The sequence below is a fragment of the Bacillus sp. FSL M8-0266 genome (assembly GCF_038613425.1).
Taxonomy (GTDB): domain Bacteria; phylum Bacillota; class Bacilli; order Bacillales; family Bacillaceae; genus Bacillus; species Bacillus pumilus.
The window spans coordinates 3,246,504-3,264,029 of the sequence record NZ_CP152015.1 but is presented as its reverse complement, the minus strand read 5'-3'; the positions used below and the strand labels follow the sequence as shown (position 1 = coordinate 3,264,029).

Here is a 17,526-nt window from a genome sequence, read left to right as displayed (position 1 = left end):
CCGTTCCCTCCATGAGGGGCGGGTTTTTTGTGCGAAATCATTGCAAATTCTTTGGAAATGAAGGAAGGTATGGTATGATAAATGCAGGTAAATATGGACCTGTCAATCTTTTGGACATGCCGAAAAATTGCATGAAATAGAGGAGCGTTATTATATGCTTGGAATCTTAAACAAAGTGTTTGATCCTACGAAACGTACGATCAGCAAATATGAAAAAAAAGCAAATGAAATTGAAGCTCTTGCTCAAGATTTTGAGAAATTATCTGACGAGGCTTTACGAAATAAAACGAACGAATTTAAAGAAAAACTTGAAAAGGGACAATCCGTGGATGACCTGTTGGTTGAAGCATTTGCAACGGTTCGCGAGGCATCACGCCGCGTGACAGGAATGTTCCCATTTAAGGTGCAGCTCATGGGGGGGGTCGCGCTTCATGAAGGCAACATCTCTGAGATGAAAACAGGTGAAGGTAAAACGTTGACTTCAACAATGCCTGTTTATTTAAATGCTCTTTCTGGAAAAGGCGTCCACATTGTGACAGTCAACGAATATTTGGCAAGCCGTGATGCAGAGGAAATGGGCAAGATTTTTGAGTTTCTTGGCTTAACGGTTGGCTTAAACTTAAACAGCTTAGACAAAGATGAAAAAAGAGAAGCATATGCTGCTGATATTACGTATTCAACAAACAATGAACTTGGCTTTGACTATTTACGAGATAACATGGTGCTTTACAAAGAGCAAATGGTTCAAAGACCGCTTCATTATGCCGTGATTGATGAGGTTGACTCCATCTTAGTTGATGAAGCGAGAACACCTCTTATTATTTCTGGACAAGCTGCGAAATCTACAAAGCTTTACGTACAAGCGAATGCATTTGTTCGTACATTAAAAATAGAAGATGATTTCACATACGATATTAAAACAAAAAGTGTACAGCTGACAGAAAGCGGAATGACGAAGGCAGAAAAAGCATTCGGCATCGAGAACTTATTTGATGTTAAACATGTCGCACTGAACCATCACATCGCCCAGGCGCTAAAGGCACATGTTGCGATGCAAAAAGATGTGGATTATGTCGTTGAAGAAGGTCAAGTCGTTATTGTTGACTCGTTCACAGGACGTCTAATGAAAGGACGCCGTTATAGTGAAGGTCTGCATCAAGCCATTGAGGCAAAAGAAGGTCTCGAAGTGCAGAACGAAAGTATGACCCTTGCAACGATTACGTTCCAGAACTACTTCCGTATGTATGAAAAGCTTTCTGGTATGACGGGTACAGCGAAAACGGAAGAAGAAGAATTCCGTAACATTTACAACATGCAGGTTGTGACAATCCCGACCAATCAACCAGTGGTTCGTGATGACAGACCTGATTTAATTTACCGCACAATGGAAGGTAAATTTAAAGCAGTGGCTGAAGATGTTGCACAGCGCTATATGACAGGGCAGCCAGTGCTTGTCGGAACAGTAGCGGTTGAGACGTCTGAGCTTATTTCTAAGATGCTTAAAAATAAAGGGATTCCTCATCAAGTGTTAAATGCGAAAAACCATGAGCGTGAGGCACAAATTATTGAAGAGGCTGGTCAAAAGGGTGCCGTCACCATTGCGACCAACATGGCAGGACGTGGTACGGACATCAAGCTTGGCGAAGGCGTCAAAGAGCTTGGCGGTCTAGCTGTAATTGGGACAGAGCGTCATGAATCACGACGTATTGATAACCAGCTGCGCGGACGTTCTGGTCGTCAAGGAGACCCAGGGATTACCCAATTCTATCTCTCAATGGAAGATGAATTGATGCGACGATTTGGTGCAGAGCGCACGATGGCAATGCTTGACCGCTTTGGCATGGATGACACTACGCCTATCCAAAGTAAAATGGTGTCTAAAGCCGTTGAATCATCTCAAAAACGCGTTGAGGGGAACAACTTTGATTCCCGTAAACAGCTTCTGCAATATGACGATGTGCTTCGTCAGCAGCGTGAAGTGATTTACAAACAGCGCTTTGAAGTCATTGATTCTGATAACTTAAAATCGATTGTGATCAATATGATTCAGTCTTCAATTGAGCGCGCTGTTGGTTCTTATACGCCGAAAGAAGAGCTTCCTGAAGAATGGAAACTAGATGGGCTTGTTGAATTAATCAACACGAACTATTTAGATGAAGGAGCCATTTCGGTCAAGGATATTTATGGTAAAGAAGCAGATGAAATCACCTCCTTCATTATGGATCGTATTAAAGAAAAATACGATGCAAAAGAAGAAACATATGGCGATGAACAAATGCGAGAATTTGAAAAAGTCATCGTTCTTCGTGCGGTGGATTCAAAGTGGATGGATCATATCGATGCAATGGATCAACTGCGTCAAGGGATTCATTTACGTGCGTATGCACAAACAAATCCGCTTCGTGAGTATCAAATGGAAGGATTTGCGATGTTTGAGCATATGGTCGCTTCAATCGAAGATGATGTGGCCAAATATGTCTTGAAATCAGAAATCCAAAACAACTTAGAACGTGAAGAAGTCGTTCAAGGTCAAACAACAGCTCATCAGCCTCAAGAGGGTGATGAGGAGAAGACAGTGAAAAAGAAGCCGGTACGTAAAGTCGTAGACATTGGTCGAAACTCACCATGTCACTGCGGAAGCGGCAAGAAATATAAAAATTGTCATGGGAAGACAGAATAAGTAATGGAAAGAGGTGAAAACCTCTTTCTATTCATGTTAGCCCCCATACATCTATGAGGTGAAGGATATGGAATTAGTAGAAATTAGACAAGAGCTTGAAAATATGGCTAGCAGGCTAGCTGATTTTAGGGGGTCTCTTTGACCTCGAAACAAAAGAAGCCAAAATTGCAGAACTCGAAGCGACCATGTCAGAGGCTGATTTTTGGAATGATCAGCAAAAGGCACAAGGCATCATCAATGAAGCCAATGCACTAAAGGATAATGTGAATTCATACCATGAGCTCAGTGAATCTCATGAAGAGCTGCAAATGACACATGACCTATTAAAGGAAGATTATGACGAGGAGCTTCATGTAGAGCTTGAGAAAGAGCTGAAGAACTTAACTAAGCAATTTAACGAGTTTGAACTGCAGCTTCTCTTAAGTGAACCATATGATAAAAACAATGCCATCCTCGAGCTTCACCCAGGCGCAGGCGGTACTGAATCACAGGACTGGGGTTCTATGCTTCTGAGAATGTATACTCGCTGGGCAGAGCGCAGAGGCTTTAAGGTTGAAACGCTTGATTATCTTCCTGGTGATGAAGCAGGAATTAAGTCTGTGACACTGCTCATCAAAGGGCATAACGCATACGGGTACTTAAAAGCAGAAAAAGGCGTCCATCGTTTGGTTCGTATTTCTCCTTTTGATTCATCTGGCCGTCGCCATACATCGTTCGTTTCCTGTGATGTCATGCCTGAGTTCAATGAAGAAATCGATATTGATATTCGAACAGAAGATATCAAAGTAGATACGTATCGTGCAAGCGGCGCAGGTGGACAGCACGTCAATACGACTGACTCTGCCGTTCGTATCACACATATTCCAACCAATGTCGTGGTGACATGCCAAACAGAAAGATCACAAATCAAAAACAGAGATCGTGCGATGAAAATGCTGAAATCGAAACTTTATCAAAGACGGATCGAAGAACAGCAGGCTGAATTGGATGAAATCAGAGGAGAGCAGAAAGAAATTGGCTGGGGAAGCCAAATTCGCTCTTATGTATTCCATCCGTATTCTCTTGTGAAAGACCATCGAACCAATACGGAGATGGGAAATGTTCAAGCGGTCATGGATGGAGATTTAGATTCATTTATCGATGCTTACTTACGTTCGAAATTATCATAAAAACTCGGCTTCTTGCCGGGTTTTTTTTATTGTGAGAAAATATAATGAATATAAAGGAATACATACGCCATACTGACTCTATATCCTTTGTATGATGAAATTAGCAAATAAAGGGGGAAATATTTTGGGATTAACAACATTACAAGAGACGTGGGATTTAGATGCCTTTTTTAAAGGAGGCAGCTCTTCACCAGAATTTAAAACATACTTGCAACACATTCAGCAGCTATTAGATGAATTACGACAAAAGGTCGATGCCTTTTCAAAAGAAGATACACACATTGAAAATAGGTTAACGTCTGTCCTTGACACGTATGAAACCACATATAAAAAACTGTCTCAAGCAGGTTCATTTGTTTCCTGTCTTCAATCTCAAAATACAAAGGATATGAAGGCTGGCAGTCTTCGAGGTACGATTGCTAAACTGGAAGCTGATTTAGGTACCATTCTTGCGCTGTTTGATCAGGCGCTTGCTGCCATCTCTCCTGAAAAATGGGAGGATCTCATGAATTCAGAGACCTTTTCAGATGTTCGCTACATATTAAATGAACGCAGAGAGCGCGTGAAGGATCAATTGCCTGTTGAACAAGAAACATTGATTCAAAAGCTAGCCGTTGATGGCTACCATGCGTGGGATGAGCTTTATTCTAGCTTAGTGAATAAGATTACGATTCCGTTTGAACAACATGGTGAAACGCAGATGATCTCTGTTGGCCAAGCGGAAAATGCGATGGATGATTCAGACCGTGAAGTCAGAAAGGCTGTTTATCATAACCTAGAGCATGCATGGACGCAGGACGAACATCTATTTGCAAGTACGCTCAATCATCTGGCAGGTTTTCGTTTGCAAGTATATGAAGCAAGAGGCTGGGATCATATCTTAAAAGAGCCGCTTGATATTTGCCGGATGAAACAAGAAACCCTTGATGCCATGTGGTCTGTGATTGATGAACATAAGCAGCCATTCATTGATTATTTACATCGAAAGGCTGACATGCTTGGAGTGGATAAGCTAAGCTGGTTTGATGTTGGGGCTCCTATTGGCAGTGAGACCAAGATCTATCCGTATCAGGAAGCAGCTGCTTTTATTGTGAAGCATTTCGCTGGATTTGGAGAAGAGCTTGCTGCTTTTACAGAAAAGGCCTTTAATGAGCGCTGGGTAGAAGCTGAGGATCGCCCGAACAAACGAGTAGGCGGTTTTTGTACAAATTTCCCTGACAGCGGAGAGTCACGCATTTTTATGACCTTCTCAGGCAGTCCATCCAATGTGGCGACACTCGCGCATGAGCTTGGTCACTCGTTCCATCAGGAAGTGATGCAGGATGTTCGCATTCTTAATCGCAAATATGCGATGAATGTAGCTGAAACGGCGTCGACATTCGCAGAAATGATTGTGGCTGATGCTTCATTAAAAGAAGCGGCAAATGAAGAGGAGCGCCTCAGCTTGTTAGAGGATAAGCTGCAGCGAAGTGTAGCTTTTTTCATGAACATTCAATCTCGTTTCTTATTTGAACAGCGCTTTTATGAAGAGCGTAAACAAGGAGAAGTGCCGGCGGACCGGTTGAATGAGCTGATGGTAGAAGCGCAGAAAGAAGCCTTTGGCGACTCACTAGATGAATACCATCCGCATTTCTGGGCGTCTAAGCTGCATTTCCATATCACGGGTGTACCGTTTTATAATTTCCCGTACACATTCGGCTACATGTTCTCACTAGGAATTTATGCAAAGGCCTTGCAGGCTGGTACTTCGTTTGAAGAAAAGTACATTGCATTACTAAAGGATACAGCTTCAATGACAGTAGAAGATTTGGCCTATAAGCACTTAGGTGTCGACCTTACCCAAAAAGACTTTTGGGAGGAAGCCATTAGCCTCGCTGTAGCAGATGCTGAAGAGTTTTTAGAAGCGACGAAAAAGTGAAAATAAAAAGCTCCCATTACGGAAGCTTTAGATTGTTGACAAAGGGCTAAAATGATCTTTATTTTAGCCCTTTGTCTTCTTTTGGCGTGATAGAAAACCTTTGAAGTCTAGGAAGGACGAGCACTGGCACGGGGCGAATTTGACATTTGTGAGCACCAGCGCGCAGGACTGACAACGAATGCGAGGGTTTGTCTACACGCTGAACCTTCCATTACGGGAGTTTTTTTGCTGGTTTTAGCCATCTAAGCACCGTCTGAATGATATCCTTTTGCTGTGTGAGGGCTGGAATGTCCGCTGGCTGATCACCTTTTTGTTTACCATACAGGCCAAACTGAGCATGGTTCCCGCCTTTTATTTCATGATAAACGGTTTGAGACGGCAAATTTGTTTTCGATTGCTTGATTTTCTCTTGTGTCGCAAGTCCATCCTTTTCACCTGATATAGAGAGGACGTTCAAGGACGATGATTTCAGCTCATCTGATGCTGGATAAGACGCAAGGAAAAAAAGACCGTCGAGCTTGCGCTGATTTTTTTCTGCAAACATAGCGGCGGCTGTTCCGCCTAGTGAATGACCGCCAATATACCAATGTTTGATCGTTTGATGATCTTTCATGATATCTTGTGCTTTATTTGTATGAAAAATCGCAAACGAAAATGGCATGTCAGGGATAAAGACAGAGTAGCCTTTTTTCATCAATTCATTCCCGATATAGGCGTATGAAAGTGGTTCTACCTTTGCTCCTGGATAGAGAATGATGCCCGTATCGCTTTTTGTTGATGCAAATGTATAGATGTCGTTTTTATGTTCCACTTGCTCGATGTTCACTTGCTTTTTTAATGCGGCAGATGGTCCGTATGTAAAGCGGCTCCATGTATAGAAAGCACCAAAAGCCAAAATGATCAGTGCAAGTAATGTAATGCCTATGATCTTCAGTATTTTCTTCATCGCATGTCCCTTCTTTCTCTTGTACATATTAAATATACCATCATTTGCTCCTATGCCAAACGGCAAGCACGCTGATCCGTTTGTGTGATAAAGTATTAATCCATTAGCACTGCATTTGGCTGTTATTTACATTCGTAATAGGAGGGCTTAAAATAGGTGTGCATTCAGAAGTAACGGAGGAAGACAGACATGAAGCAGGGACATTCACAATTATGGATTGAAGCAAAAAATTACTTGTTCATTTTAATCGGATCAGCCATTGTGGCGATTGGATTTAATACGTTATTATTACCGAATCAGATTGCCGCAGGTGGTGTGAGCGGGATTAGTACGATTATGCAGTCATTCGGCTTTGAAGCGGCATATGTGCAGTGGGGGCTCAACATTCCGCTGTTTATCGCTGGCTTTTATTTATTAGGCGGTACATTTGGCGTGAAAACGCTCGTTGGCTCTATTTTCTTACCTTTGATGGTGTTTGTCACAAGACATATTGCACCTGTGACACATGAAGCGCTCTTAGCAGCCATTTTTGGCGGAGTGGTGATTGGGATCGGTATAGGGCTCGTGTTCCTTGGAAATGGATCAACAGGTGGAACGGCGCTCGCTGCCAAAATCATCAATAAATATACAGGCCTCACGCTTGGCACCTGTTTAGCGATGATGGATGGCCTAATTGTACTGGCTGCGATGACTGTTTTCGGGATTGAAGAGGGACTGTACGCTGTCATTGGTGTGTTTATTTCAAGTAAAACGATTGATGTCGTACAGGCCGGCTTCAGTCATTCGAAAATGGCGATGATCATTACAGGGCATGAGGATGAAGTCAGACAGGCAGTATTTGATCAAATTGACCGTGGTGTCACAAAAATCTCAGCAGTCGGAGGATATACCGACCATGACCGTCCAATTCTAATGTGTGTCGTTGGACAGTCACAATTCACAAAGTTGAAACAAGTGGTGAAAGCAATCGATGCATCAGCATTTGTCATCGTAATGGATGCAAAAGAGGTGCTTGGTGAGGGTTTTAAAAGGGCGTAAACAAGGATATAATAGCGTTGACCAAATGATTGTAAGGGAGGGAAATTGATGCAAAAGAGCGGATTAATGATGCTGTTTGTAGTGATGCTTCTTGTTCTTGCGGCTTGTGGAGGTAATTCAAGCAGCAGTGACAGTGACAAAGAAGGCAGCAAAAGTGCTTCAACTGTGAGCAGTGGTGAGGAAATTTATCAGCAAAACTGTATTGGCTGTCATGGGAAAGACCTATCTGGCGGAGGCGGACCAAGCCTGAAAGAAGTAGGGAAGAAATATAATGAAAGCCAAATTGCAGATATTGCACAGAATGGTAAAGGCTCTATGCCAAGCGGAATGGTAGATGAGAAGCAAGCAAAAGAAGTAGCAAAATGGCTTGCAGAGAAAAAATAAAACCTTTGTCTAATCGACAAGGTTTTTTTGTTTTTATATGTAGAAAAAGACTTTTGAATAGTATGAAAACGCATTATATTAAATTTTATTTAAAAAATAAGGGTAAAAAGACACACTTTTCGGTTTTAAACGTTGTTTTTACCTTTTAACGATAAGTTTTGAAATATAAATGTAATACCATTGCGTCGATTCATGACGTATAATTGGAGTTGTTGAAATTTAGACGATTCATTTTTTTCATCTTTTTGGATGAAAAGGACATAAATTGCTTGTACGTATCGAAGGGTATGTGCGTGACCATACATAACGTTTTTTGACGATAAGTGTCAAAACATCATGATAAGCTGTTAGTCAGCAATAAGAAAAGATTAGGTGATTACATGATTGAAATGAAGGAAGTCTACAAGATCTATCCTAACGGTGTAAAGGCGATCAATGGAATCAATGTCTCTATCCACCCAGGAGAGTTTGTGTATGTTGTTGGTCCCAGTGGTGCTGGTAAATCCACTTTCATCAAAATGATGTATCGTGAAGAGAAGCCAACCAAAGGGAAAATCTTAATTAATAGCAGAGATTTAGCCTCAATTAAGGAAAAAGAAATTCCTTACGTAAGAAGAGAAATTGGCGTAGTGTTCCAAGATTTCAAACTACTTCCAACCCTCACGGTGTTTGAGAACGTGGCATTTGCTCTTGAAGTCATTGGGGAACAGCCTCATATCATTAAGAAAAAAGTGCTGGATGTACTTGATTTGGTACAGCTCAAGCACAAAGCACGACAATTTCCTGACCAGCTGTCTGGCGGTGAACAGCAGCGTGTATCTATCGCTCGTTCAATCGTGAATAGTCCTGAGGTTGTCATTGCAGATGAGCCGACAGGAAACCTTGATCCAGATACATCTTTGGAAATCATGAAGACACTCGAAGAGATTAATAACCGCGGAACAACAGTCGTCATGGCGACACACAACAAAGAAATTGTAAACAGCATGAAGAAACGCGTCATCGCAATCGAAGATGGAATGATTGTGCGTGACGAAGCAAGAGGGGAGTACGGCATTTATGATTAAAACTCTCTCGCGGCATTTACGTGAGAGCTTCCGTTCACTTGGAAGAAACACGTGGATGACATTTGCATCAATTAGTGCGGTCACTGTCACATTGATTTTAGTTGGGGTTTTTCTTGTGATTATGCTCAACTTGAACAACATGGCATCGAATGCTGAAAAAGAAGTAGAAGTAAAAGTGTTAATCGAATTAACGGCGAATCAAAAGCAGCAGGATGAATTAAAAGCAGAAATTGAGAAGATTCCTGAAATTAGTGATGTCAAGTACTCATCTAAAGATGACGAACTAAAAGCGCTGATTAAAAGCTTTGGTGAAAATGGACAATCCATGGGACTTGTTGATCAAGAAAACCCATTAAACGATGCGTTTATTGTGAAAACATCAGATCCACACGATACACCAAAAGTAGCGAAGAAATTAGAAAACCTAAAAGGTACGTATAAAGTAACCTACGGAAAAGAAGAAGTCAGCCGACTCTTTAATGTGGTTGGAGTGGCGCGAAATGTAGGGATTGCGCTCATCATTGGGCTTTTATTTACAGCTATGTTCTTGATCTCTAATACGATCAAAATTACGATTTTTGCTAGACGTAAAGAAATCGAGATTATGAAACTCGTAGGTGCAACGAACTGGTTTATCCGCTGGCCATTCTTCATTGAAGGATTACTGCTTGGTGTATTTGGTTCCATTATACCAATCGCTCTATTGCTTGGCACATATCAATATGCAGTGGGCTGGGTGGCACCAAGAGTACAAGGCTCATTTATTTCCATGCTTCCATATAACCCATTTGTCTTTCAAGTTTCACTGGTCCTTCTATTGATCGGTGCAATCATTGGTGTATGGGGCAGCTTGACATCCATTCGTAAATTCTTAAAAGTATAAATCTATTTTTGATGGCAGCACTCGAGAATTTGCTAGAAGATGTGACCGGTTGAACCGATTCATCCGGTCGACTCTTCATGCAGGCAGTTGTCATAGGAGGGGAATATCGTTTTGAAAAGAAAGCTGATGATGGCTGGAATGGCAGCGTTTATTGGAACAACGTGGCTATACATTCCAGGGAACGAGAATCGTGCATTCGCATATGAAGACCTAGATCAAAAACGTCAACAAATCGAAGAGAAAACATCAAAGACTGAATCAACTTTGAAGAAAAAGAAATCAGAGCTGGCTAAGCTTGAAAAGAAAGAATCCAAGCTCAAAAAAGAAATTGAAAAGATTGACCACAAGGTAAGTGCTGCAACTGAAAAAGTCGCTGAAAAAGAAAAAGAAGTCAAACAAACGAAGCAAGAGATCAAGAAACTAAAAAAAGACATTCAAGTCATCAATGATCGAATTGAAAAAAGAAAAGCTATATTCAAAGATCGAATTCGTTCGATGCAAAAAAGCGGCGGTACGATCAACTATTTAGATGTGCTGCTGGGTGCTCGCAGCTTTAGTGATTTTGTCGGTCGTGTTGGGGCTGTCACAACCATTGTCGAAGCAGACAAAGACATGATTACAGAACATGAAAATGATTTAAAGCTGGTGGAGCAAAAAGAAGCAGAGCTAAATAATCAGCTAAGTGGACTTGAAACATCTCTGAAAGAGCTAGAAGAGTTGAAAAAGGATTTGTCTAAACAGCAAAAAGAAAAAGAGAAAATCTTAGGGAATGTAACAGATAAAAAGAATCATACTCATGATGAATTAGGCAAACTTGAAAATGAACAAGAAATTTTAGCGAACCAAAAAGCGGCTGTGAAGTCTGAGGAAGCACGCCGCCAAAAGGAAGAAGCAAAGAAAGCGAAACAAGCAGCTGCTGAAAAAAGTGCACCTACACCTCAAAGTGGCGGTTCAGATCAAGTATCTGATACACCAGCAAGCAGCTCAGGCTTTGTTAAACCAGCTGCTGGCCGATTCTCATCTGGCTTTGGCGGACGTTCTGGCGGAAACCACTTTGGATTAGATATTGCAGCAAAAGGCACAGTATCTGTCGTCGCAGCTGCATCTGGAACAGTCACGAACTCAAGCTACTCATCGAGCTACGGGAATGTAATATTCATTACGCATAATATCAATGGACAGACCTATCAAACGGTATATGCTCACCTATCTACAAGAAGTGTGTCCACAGGGCAGAGAGTCGAGCAAGGACAATTCCTTGGATATATGGGGAATACAGGCCAGTCACATGGTCAGCATCTCCATTTTGAAATTCATAAAGGATTATGGAATGGCGCAAAATCAAATGCAGTCAATCCAGCGCAATATATTCGCTAATCAAAAAGCCGATAACATCACGTTATCGGCTTTTCTTATTCTAAATAAAATTAAAATAACAGCAGTAAACCGGCAATAATAGGTGTTAACAGTACAGCCGATTTCAATAAAAGCTTCGGTGCAAGGCGTGTGAATTTTGCGCCAATATATGCGCCTAATACTGTTCCGATTAAAATTTGAATGAGCAAGATAAAATCAACATAGCCCTCTGTAATATATCCAATTCCACCACCGATGGAAATCGGAATAATGACAAGCATTGTCGTGCCAACTGCCTGTCGAATGGAAAGTCTCAGTAAAATCAAAAGTCCTACTTGGATAAATGGTGCGGACCCGATACCAAACATACCTGACAGCAATCCGGATACAATTCCTAAAATAATACCCCTTATGAGCAGTTGATGTGAAGAAAGCGGCTGATGCTCAGCTTCTTCCTTCAGAACAAATAATTTGATCATCATAAACACAGCGGATAAAAAGAGCATGCCAGCTGTTAAATAGTGCAGATTTCCTTCTGGGATAAAAGGAGCAATCTTAGCTCCTGCAAAGGAAGCAAAACAAGCCAAAGCTCCGACGATCAAACCAGATTTCAGCTGAATATTCCCTTCCCGGTAATGGCTGTATGCACCTGATAACGTCGTAAATGCCATTGCGGCTAAAGATGTCCCAAGTGCGGTATGGATAGGGATATCAAAAATTAACGTAAGCAATGCGATAACAAAACCAGCACCGCCTGCACCTACAAATCCTAATAAAATTCCTAATAATAGCATCGTCAATATAATATACATAGCGAAGACTCCTTCTCGATCATAACAAAATAAAAATTACACCTAATAAAATAATTAGTCAAGCCTTCGCGACAGAATGTCTTTACATGAAATCCCTTCTTCTGGCATATAATAACTCAGGTCATCAGGAAGAGTTGAAGAAGGAGGCCAAATATGAAAAAACAAATCGCATCTATTATGGCAAGTGTCGTTCTATTAATCAGTGCAGGGGTGATGACGCATAAAGAGGGAACTCATGCAGAGTCACCGCAAGCAGCTGCTGCAATGGCTGGACAAGCTCAATCAAGTGATAAGGCGAAAGAGAATGGGATGGAGAAAATTGAGAAAGCCTATGACCTTATTTCGAATGAATATGTAGAGGAAGTGGATCGCCAAAAGCTGCTTGAAGGCGCCATTCAAGGAATGCTTTCAACTTTAAATGATCCGTATTCAGTATACATGGACAAGCAAACCGCCAAGCAATTTTCTGATTCGCTTGATTCTTCTTTTGAGGGAATTGGGGCAGAAGTGGGGATGGATGAAGGAAAAATCATTATTGTCTCTGCCTTTAAAAAATCCCCTGCAGCAAAAGCAGGTCTAAAGCCGAAAGATGAAATCATCAGCATTGATGGTGAGTCGATGAAAGAAAAAAGCTTAAACGATGCTGTACTGAAAATAAGAGGGAAAAAAGGAACATCCGTCGCTCTGAAAATCAGACGAAATGGGATTGGAAAAGAGTTAACATTCCATATCAAACGAGAAGAAATCCCACTTGAAACCGTGACTTCCTCTATGAAAGAGGTGAATGGTCATAAAACAGGTTATATCGCGATCTCAAGCTTTTCAGAAGATACTGCGAAGGATTTCACATCAAGCCTGAAACAGCTCGAGAAAAAGGGCATAGAAGGTCTTGTGCTTGATGTAAGAGGAAACCCTGGCGGCTATCTGCAAAGTGTAGAAGACATTTTGAAACACTTTATTACAAAGGATCAGCCTTATATTCAAATTGCAGAACGGAACGGCGACAGGAAACGCTATTTTTCAAAGCGGAAAGAACAGAAGCCTTACCCAGTTAATGTTTTAATTGATAAAGGCAGTGCATCCGCTTCTGAAATACTTGCTGGTGCTATGAAAGAAGCCGGAAAATATGAAGTCGTCGGTGATGTCTCCTTTGGTAAAGGCACTGTGCAGCAGGCGGTTCCAATGGGTGACGGCAGTAACATTAAATTAACGTTGTATAAATGGCTCACGCCAAAAGGGAATTGGATTCACAAAAAAGGTGTCGTACCAACGATTGCGATTCATCAGCCAGATTACTTTACTGTAGGACCGCTTCAGCTGAAAGAACCACTTCAGCTTGATATGAACAATGAAGAAGTGAGACAAGCACAGACGCTATTAAAGGGATTGTCATTCGACCCCGGCAGAGTAGACGGCTACTTTGATGAAGAAACGAAAAAGGCGGTATTAGCCTTCCAAAGCACATACAATCTCGATAAATCAGGTGTAATTGATCTGAAGACAGCGAAAATGATGAACAAAATGGTGGATGAAGTGAAATCCTATGAAAAAAATGATCTTCAACTGCAGACTGCACTAAAAGCACTATATCTTAAAAAATAAAGAGGCGAATAAATGCCTCTTTTTTTTGGTTCATAAGTGTCACAAACATGTAATAGTTTATTCTTAAAAATAAATTATATCGAGAAATATATTCATTTATTTTACAAAAAACATAACATTCCTTCGATTTTACCCGATAACTTATTTATATAAGAGACTTTCTGTTGATTTAAACATGTCATGAAAATGAAACTTTTGAAAGTTGTATGTTACATAAATAATTCTTACAATATAAAGTAGCACTCATTTTAAATATTTTATTTTTTGCGGATATTCAGCTTGAGCATTAAGCTGTACCGAGGTTTGCGCTTTTCTTAAAAGAACTAGTAAATGGGGGTACACAATTGAAAAGGGCAAGTATTGTGAGAGAGAAAAAATATTACGAGTTGGTAGAGGAGCTTAAGAGTCGTTCGAAAGATGTGACGTTTTCCGCTACAAAGGCATTAAGTCTGCTCATGCTGTTAAGCAGGTACTTGGTCAATTACACAACGGTAGAATCAGTCGACGAAATCGATGAAGACTGTGCTGAGATATACTTCAATTATTTAATGGATAATCATAAGAGACTTGGTATAAACTTAACCGACATCAAGAGGTCGATGCAGCTGCTCGGCGGCATACTAGATGTAGATGTCAATCACTACTTAAAAGATTTTTCACTGTCGAATGTCACACTTTGGATGAATCAGGAGAAATAAACCTGGTGTCAAGCATCGATTTATTTGATAGAATAAGAGAAAATGCTTGACTTGGGCGGTGAACGATAATGAGCTCGGAGTGGATGGGAGCTGGATTAAAAGCGGTCGGTCTGTTTTTAATCCACCCTCTTTTTTATTTCATGATATTAATCAGCCTGTTACATGGCTACATCCGCGTAAAGCGGGAGAGAAAAGCGTTTCAAACAAGAATAGAAGATGTATACGATGAACTTAAATTTACATATTCAAAAGGATGGATTCTAGGAATTTGCCTATCCGTCATTTCAGTAGGCTTAGGGATTGCCCTCCCACCTGGATTCATCGTGCTGATTGCAGCGATGACCATCGTTTGCTCTTTATTCTTTAAGGCGAGTGCGCTTTCGTCTGCATACACACTCGGTTTCAGTTTTATTGCGGCACTAGGACTCATGTATTTCCAAGTGAGTCATTCATGGCTGCCGCAGCTCTCAATGATGAATGCATCAGCCGTTGTTATTCTGCTAGGTCTTTTATTAATGACCGAGGGGATTCTAGCCTATCGAACGGCGCATTTACGAACATCGCCTGCAATGGTGATGAGTGCGAGAGGACTTTTGATTGGCCAGCAGCGGGCAAACCGTCTGTGGCTTTTACCGCTTGTTTTGCTGATGCCGGCAGGTGAATTTACTTCTTCTCTGCCATGGTGGCCGGTGCTTCAAGTACACGATCAAAGCTTTTCATTTATTTTGATTCCATACATCATCGGTTTCGGGCAGCGGATTCAAGGATCGCTGCCAATTGTGAGCATTCAAATTACGGCACGGCGTATTCTCATACTTGGACTCGCTGTTGCTTTACTAGGTGCTGCAAGTATTTGGTTTACGCCGATTGCATGGGCAGCTGTATTGATAGCGATTGCCGGAAGAGCTTTCCTTTCATGGAAACAGAGAGTCAACGACAATGCGGCTCCATTCTACTTCTCTAAGCGTAATCAAGGGCTAATGGTGCTGGGAATCATTCCGAATACACCTGCAGCTGATTTAAAGCTTGAGATCGGAGAAGTCATTACAAAGGTGAATGGAATTGAAGTCAAAACCGTTTCGGAATTTTACGAAGCCCTTCAAACCAATCGTGCTCTGACAAAGCTTGAGATCATTGGCTTGAATGGTCAGACAAGGTTTGAGAAACGCGCTTCTTACGAAGGGGAGCATCATCAGCTTGGCATCCTGTTTGTGAAGGATGATCCACAGCAAGAATCAACGGCGATTTCATCATAAAAAAAAGCTGCTAGAGGGGACTGACCCCATAAGATGAGACAAATAAAAAACACCTTCAAGTTTGAAAATGGATCGTTGTGATCCGAAATAAAACATGGAGGTGTTTTTTCTATGGGGACAAGAGTGAGTTATCCGGTTGAAGTCAAACAGAAGGCTGTAGAAATGAGATTGGCAGGCGTACCTATGAAAGAGATCATGCAGAAATTGAATATCAAGAATAAGACGCAGGTTCAGACATGGGTGAGGTGGCATAAGGCTGGGGATACACACCGGTTCGAACAGCCTGTTGGAAAACAATATACCTATGGAAAGGGTCCCGAGTACTCTTCCGAATTAGAGAGACTGCAGGCAGAAAATCGCTATTTGAGTCAACAGAATGAAGTTTTAAAAAAGTACAACGAATTGGAAAGGAAGTTGATAAGGAAACGTCAATCAAACTGGTAGAAGAATTGTGCAAAACGATGACGGTACAGGACATCTGTGTCCATTTAGGCATCTTACGTACTTCGTATTATAGATGGAAAAAGGATCTGACTCAGAATCATTCTAAAAGACAACTAGAGAAACAGGTCGGCACGTTGTGCCGAAAGCACAAATATCGATATGGTTATCGAAAAATCACAGCCATACTAAAAAGGGGAATGCGTATTAACCATAAAACTGTTCAACGTATCATGCAGAAAAACCAGTGGCAATGCCGGGTTAAAATGAAAAAGCGTAAGAAGAATGGGCAGCCCTATGCCGTGGCCGGTAATATACTGGATCGGAACTTTCAGTCTGATCGCCCTCTTGAAAAACTAGTAACGGACATCACGTATTTGCCTTATGGACAGAAACAATTGTACCTTTCCAGTATATTGGATTTATATAATGGAGAAGTGATTGCTTTTACGATTGGTGATAAGCAGGACACAGACTTTATCTTAAACACACTTAATCAGCTCCCAGCACTGCCTGAGAATTGCGTGTTACATAGCGATCAAGGTTCTGTGTATACATCTTACGAGTATCAGAAAGCTGTTCATATAAAAGGCATTACCATGAGCATGTCCCGTAAAGGGACGCCCGCTGATAATGCCTCCATCGAATCGTTTCATTCCTCACTAAAGTCTGAAACGTTCTATCTTAACAGGATTGACCGCACTACGACCAGCATCGTAGAACGCACTGTCAAAGAATACATTTATTATTATAACAACATTCGTATTCAAACGAAACTAAACAACCAATCACCGATAAACTATCGGCAATTGGCTGTATAAAGGTGTTTTGATCCCTGTCTCAAAAACGGGGGTCAGTCCCGAGATGGCAGCTTTTTTCTTTTGGGCGCGCTTCTTTTCCATAGGATTCGCCCCATTCACGCATAGCGAAGATGATAGGCTTTAACGTATCTCCTAGAGAAGTGAGTGAATATTCGACACGAGGAGGGACCTCCTCATAGACTTCTCTGTGAACAACGCCGTCTTGTTCTAGCTCGCGCAATTGCAGCGTAAGAACACGCTGAGAAATTCTTGGCAGAAGCCGGCGTAATTCGTTGTATCGTTTTGGACCGCAAGTCAAATGATAAAGGATCACTCCTTTCCATTTTCCACCTATTACACTCGAGGTGGTTGAAACGGGACAGCCATGATTGACAATACTGACTGGATTGGATGGTGCACTCATTTTTACACTCCTTTCTAAGACGAAATGGGTGATAAACGAACATGATTGTAAC

At 41.4% G+C, this 17,526-nt stretch carries 15 protein-coding genes; 12 read left to right on the top strand and 3 right to left on the bottom strand.

The genetic code is table 11. The features are described 5' to 3' along the window. Window positions 1–154 precede the first annotated feature (154 nt). From secA to MKY83_RS16860, 3 genes are all read left to right on the top strand, one after another. Window positions 155–2,680, top strand: coding sequence for a preprotein translocase subunit SecA (gene secA / locus MKY83_RS16870; RefSeq protein ID WP_342487499.1), 2,526 nt, complete (start codon window positions 155–157; stop codon window positions 2,678–2,680). A gap of 67 nt (window positions 2,681–2,747) precedes the next feature. After that, a protein-coding gene (prfB, locus tag MKY83_RS16865; RefSeq protein WP_106067051.1) for a peptide chain release factor 2 occupies window positions 2,748–3,849 on the top strand; the annotation gives its coding sequence in 2 pieces (ribosomal slippage) (window positions 2,748–2,819 and window positions 2,821–3,849; 1,101 coding nt in all). A gap of 124 nt (window positions 3,850–3,973) precedes the next feature. Then, entirely contained in the window at window positions 3,974–5,767 is a 1,794-nt protein-coding gene (locus MKY83_RS16860; protein ID WP_185107784.1) for a M3 family oligoendopeptidase, read from the top strand. Window positions 5,768–5,978: 211 nt separating this feature from the next. On the opposite strand, the gene MKY83_RS16855 is transcribed toward MKY83_RS16860, so the two are convergent. Continuing rightward, entirely contained in the window at window positions 5,979–6,713 is a 735-nt protein-coding gene (locus tag MKY83_RS16855) for an alpha/beta family hydrolase (protein ID WP_342487498.1), read from the bottom strand. A 189-nt stretch (window positions 6,714–6,902) separates the two neighbouring features. Between MKY83_RS16855 and MKY83_RS16850 the strand changes: the two genes are divergently transcribed. The 5 genes from MKY83_RS16850 to MKY83_RS16830 all read left to right on the top strand — a co-directional run bounded on the left by MKY83_RS16850 (window position 6,903) and on the right by MKY83_RS16830 (window position 11,462). Then, complete coding sequence (locus MKY83_RS16850) at window positions 6,903–7,751, top strand: YitT family protein (RefSeq protein WP_003212797.1); 849 nt, start codon at window positions 6,903–6,905, stop codon at window positions 7,749–7,751. Window positions 7,752–7,799: 48 nt separating this feature from the next. Next, complete coding sequence (gene cccB / locus MKY83_RS16845; protein WP_185107789.1) at window positions 7,800–8,135, top strand: cytochrome c551; 336 nt, start codon at window positions 7,800–7,802, stop codon at window positions 8,133–8,135. Between the two features lie 380 nt (window positions 8,136–8,515). Beyond that, window positions 8,516–9,202, top strand: coding sequence for a cell division ATP-binding protein FtsE (gene ftsE, locus MKY83_RS16840; protein WP_034660129.1), 687 nt, complete (start codon window positions 8,516–8,518; stop codon window positions 9,200–9,202). Then, window positions 9,195–10,085: a permease-like cell division protein FtsX gene (gene ftsX, locus MKY83_RS16835; protein WP_044139350.1), complete on the top strand. Its 891-nt coding sequence runs from the start codon at window positions 9,195–9,197 to the stop codon at window positions 10,083–10,085. Before ftsE ends, ftsX begins: the two co-directional genes overlap by 8 nt. Before the next feature lie 111 nt (window positions 10,086–10,196). Further along, entirely contained in the window at window positions 10,197–11,462 is a 1,266-nt protein-coding gene (locus MKY83_RS16830; RefSeq protein WP_185107791.1) for a M23 family metallopeptidase, read from the top strand. A gap of 50 nt (window positions 11,463–11,512) precedes the next feature. Here MKY83_RS16830 and MKY83_RS16825 read toward each other — a convergent pair whose 3' ends face one another. Continuing rightward, window positions 11,513–12,253: a sulfite exporter TauE/SafE family protein gene (locus MKY83_RS16825; RefSeq protein WP_185107793.1), complete on the bottom strand. Its 741-nt coding sequence runs from the start codon at window positions 12,251–12,253 to the stop codon at window positions 11,513–11,515. A gap of 153 nt (window positions 12,254–12,406) precedes the next feature. Between MKY83_RS16825 and MKY83_RS16820 the strand changes: the two genes are divergently transcribed. From MKY83_RS16820 to MKY83_RS16805, 4 genes are all read left to right on the top strand, one after another. Further along, window positions 12,407–13,855: a S41 family peptidase gene (locus tag MKY83_RS16820; protein WP_106067773.1), complete on the top strand. Its 1,449-nt coding sequence runs from the start codon at window positions 12,407–12,409 to the stop codon at window positions 13,853–13,855. A 344-nt stretch (window positions 13,856–14,199) separates the two neighbouring features. Then, window positions 14,200–14,553: a swarming motility protein SwrAA gene (locus MKY83_RS16815; RefSeq protein WP_003212923.1), complete on the top strand. Its 354-nt coding sequence runs from the start codon at window positions 14,200–14,202 to the stop codon at window positions 14,551–14,553. 68 nt (window positions 14,554–14,621) lie between these two features. Next, entirely contained in the window at window positions 14,622–15,809 is a 1,188-nt protein-coding gene (locus MKY83_RS16810) for a PDZ domain-containing protein (RefSeq protein ID WP_065097943.1), read from the top strand. A gap of 111 nt (window positions 15,810–15,920) precedes the next feature. After that, window positions 15,921–17,071, top strand: a protein-coding gene (locus MKY83_RS16805) for an IS3 family transposase (RefSeq protein ID WP_283923762.1) whose coding sequence is annotated in 2 segments (ribosomal slippage) — window positions 15,921–16,194 and window positions 16,194–17,071 — 1,152 coding nt in all. Because the reading frame shifts where the segments join, the coding sequence is not laid out codon by codon here. 19 nt (window positions 17,072–17,090) lie between these two features. On the opposite strand, the gene MKY83_RS16800 is transcribed toward MKY83_RS16805, so the two are convergent. After that, window positions 17,091–17,474 (bottom strand): winged helix-turn-helix transcriptional regulator, encoded by a 384-nt coding sequence (locus tag MKY83_RS16800; RefSeq protein ID WP_326286940.1) that lies wholly within the window; start codon window positions 17,472–17,474, stop codon window positions 17,091–17,093. Window positions 17,475–17,526 lie beyond the last annotated feature (52 nt).

What these genes read in the sequence shown, in the direction of transcription:
- secA (WP_342487499.1), top strand. Translation starts at nt 155, where the DNA reads ATGCTTGGAATCTTAAACAAAGTGTTTGATCCTACGAAACGTACGATC.
- MKY83_RS16855 (WP_342487498.1), bottom strand. Translation starts at nt 6,713, where the DNA reads ATGAAGAAAATACTGAAGATCATAGGCATTACATTACTTGCACTGATC.
- MKY83_RS16850 (WP_003212797.1), top strand. Translation starts at nt 6,903, where the DNA reads ATGAAGCAGGGACATTCACAATTATGGATTGAAGCAAAAAATTACTTG.
- cccB (WP_185107789.1), top strand. Translation starts at nt 7,800, where the DNA reads ATGCAAAAGAGCGGATTAATGATGCTGTTTGTAGTGATGCTTCTTGTT.
- ftsE (WP_034660129.1), top strand. Translation starts at nt 8,516, where the DNA reads ATGATTGAAATGAAGGAAGTCTACAAGATCTATCCTAACGGTGTAAAG.
- ftsX (WP_044139350.1), top strand. Translation starts at nt 9,195, where the DNA reads ATGATTAAAACTCTCTCGCGGCATTTACGTGAGAGCTTCCGTTCACTT.
- MKY83_RS16825 (WP_185107793.1), bottom strand. Translation starts at nt 12,253, where the DNA reads ATGTATATTATATTGACGATGCTATTATTAGGAATTTTATTAGGATTT.
- MKY83_RS16820 (WP_106067773.1), top strand. Translation starts at nt 12,407, where the DNA reads ATGAAAAAACAAATCGCATCTATTATGGCAAGTGTCGTTCTATTAATC.
- MKY83_RS16810 (WP_065097943.1), top strand. Translation starts at nt 14,622, where the DNA reads ATGAGCTCGGAGTGGATGGGAGCTGGATTAAAAGCGGTCGGTCTGTTT.
- MKY83_RS16800 (WP_326286940.1), bottom strand. Translation starts at nt 17,474, where the DNA reads ATGAGTGCACCATCCAATCCAGTCAGTATTGTCAATCATGGCTGTCCC.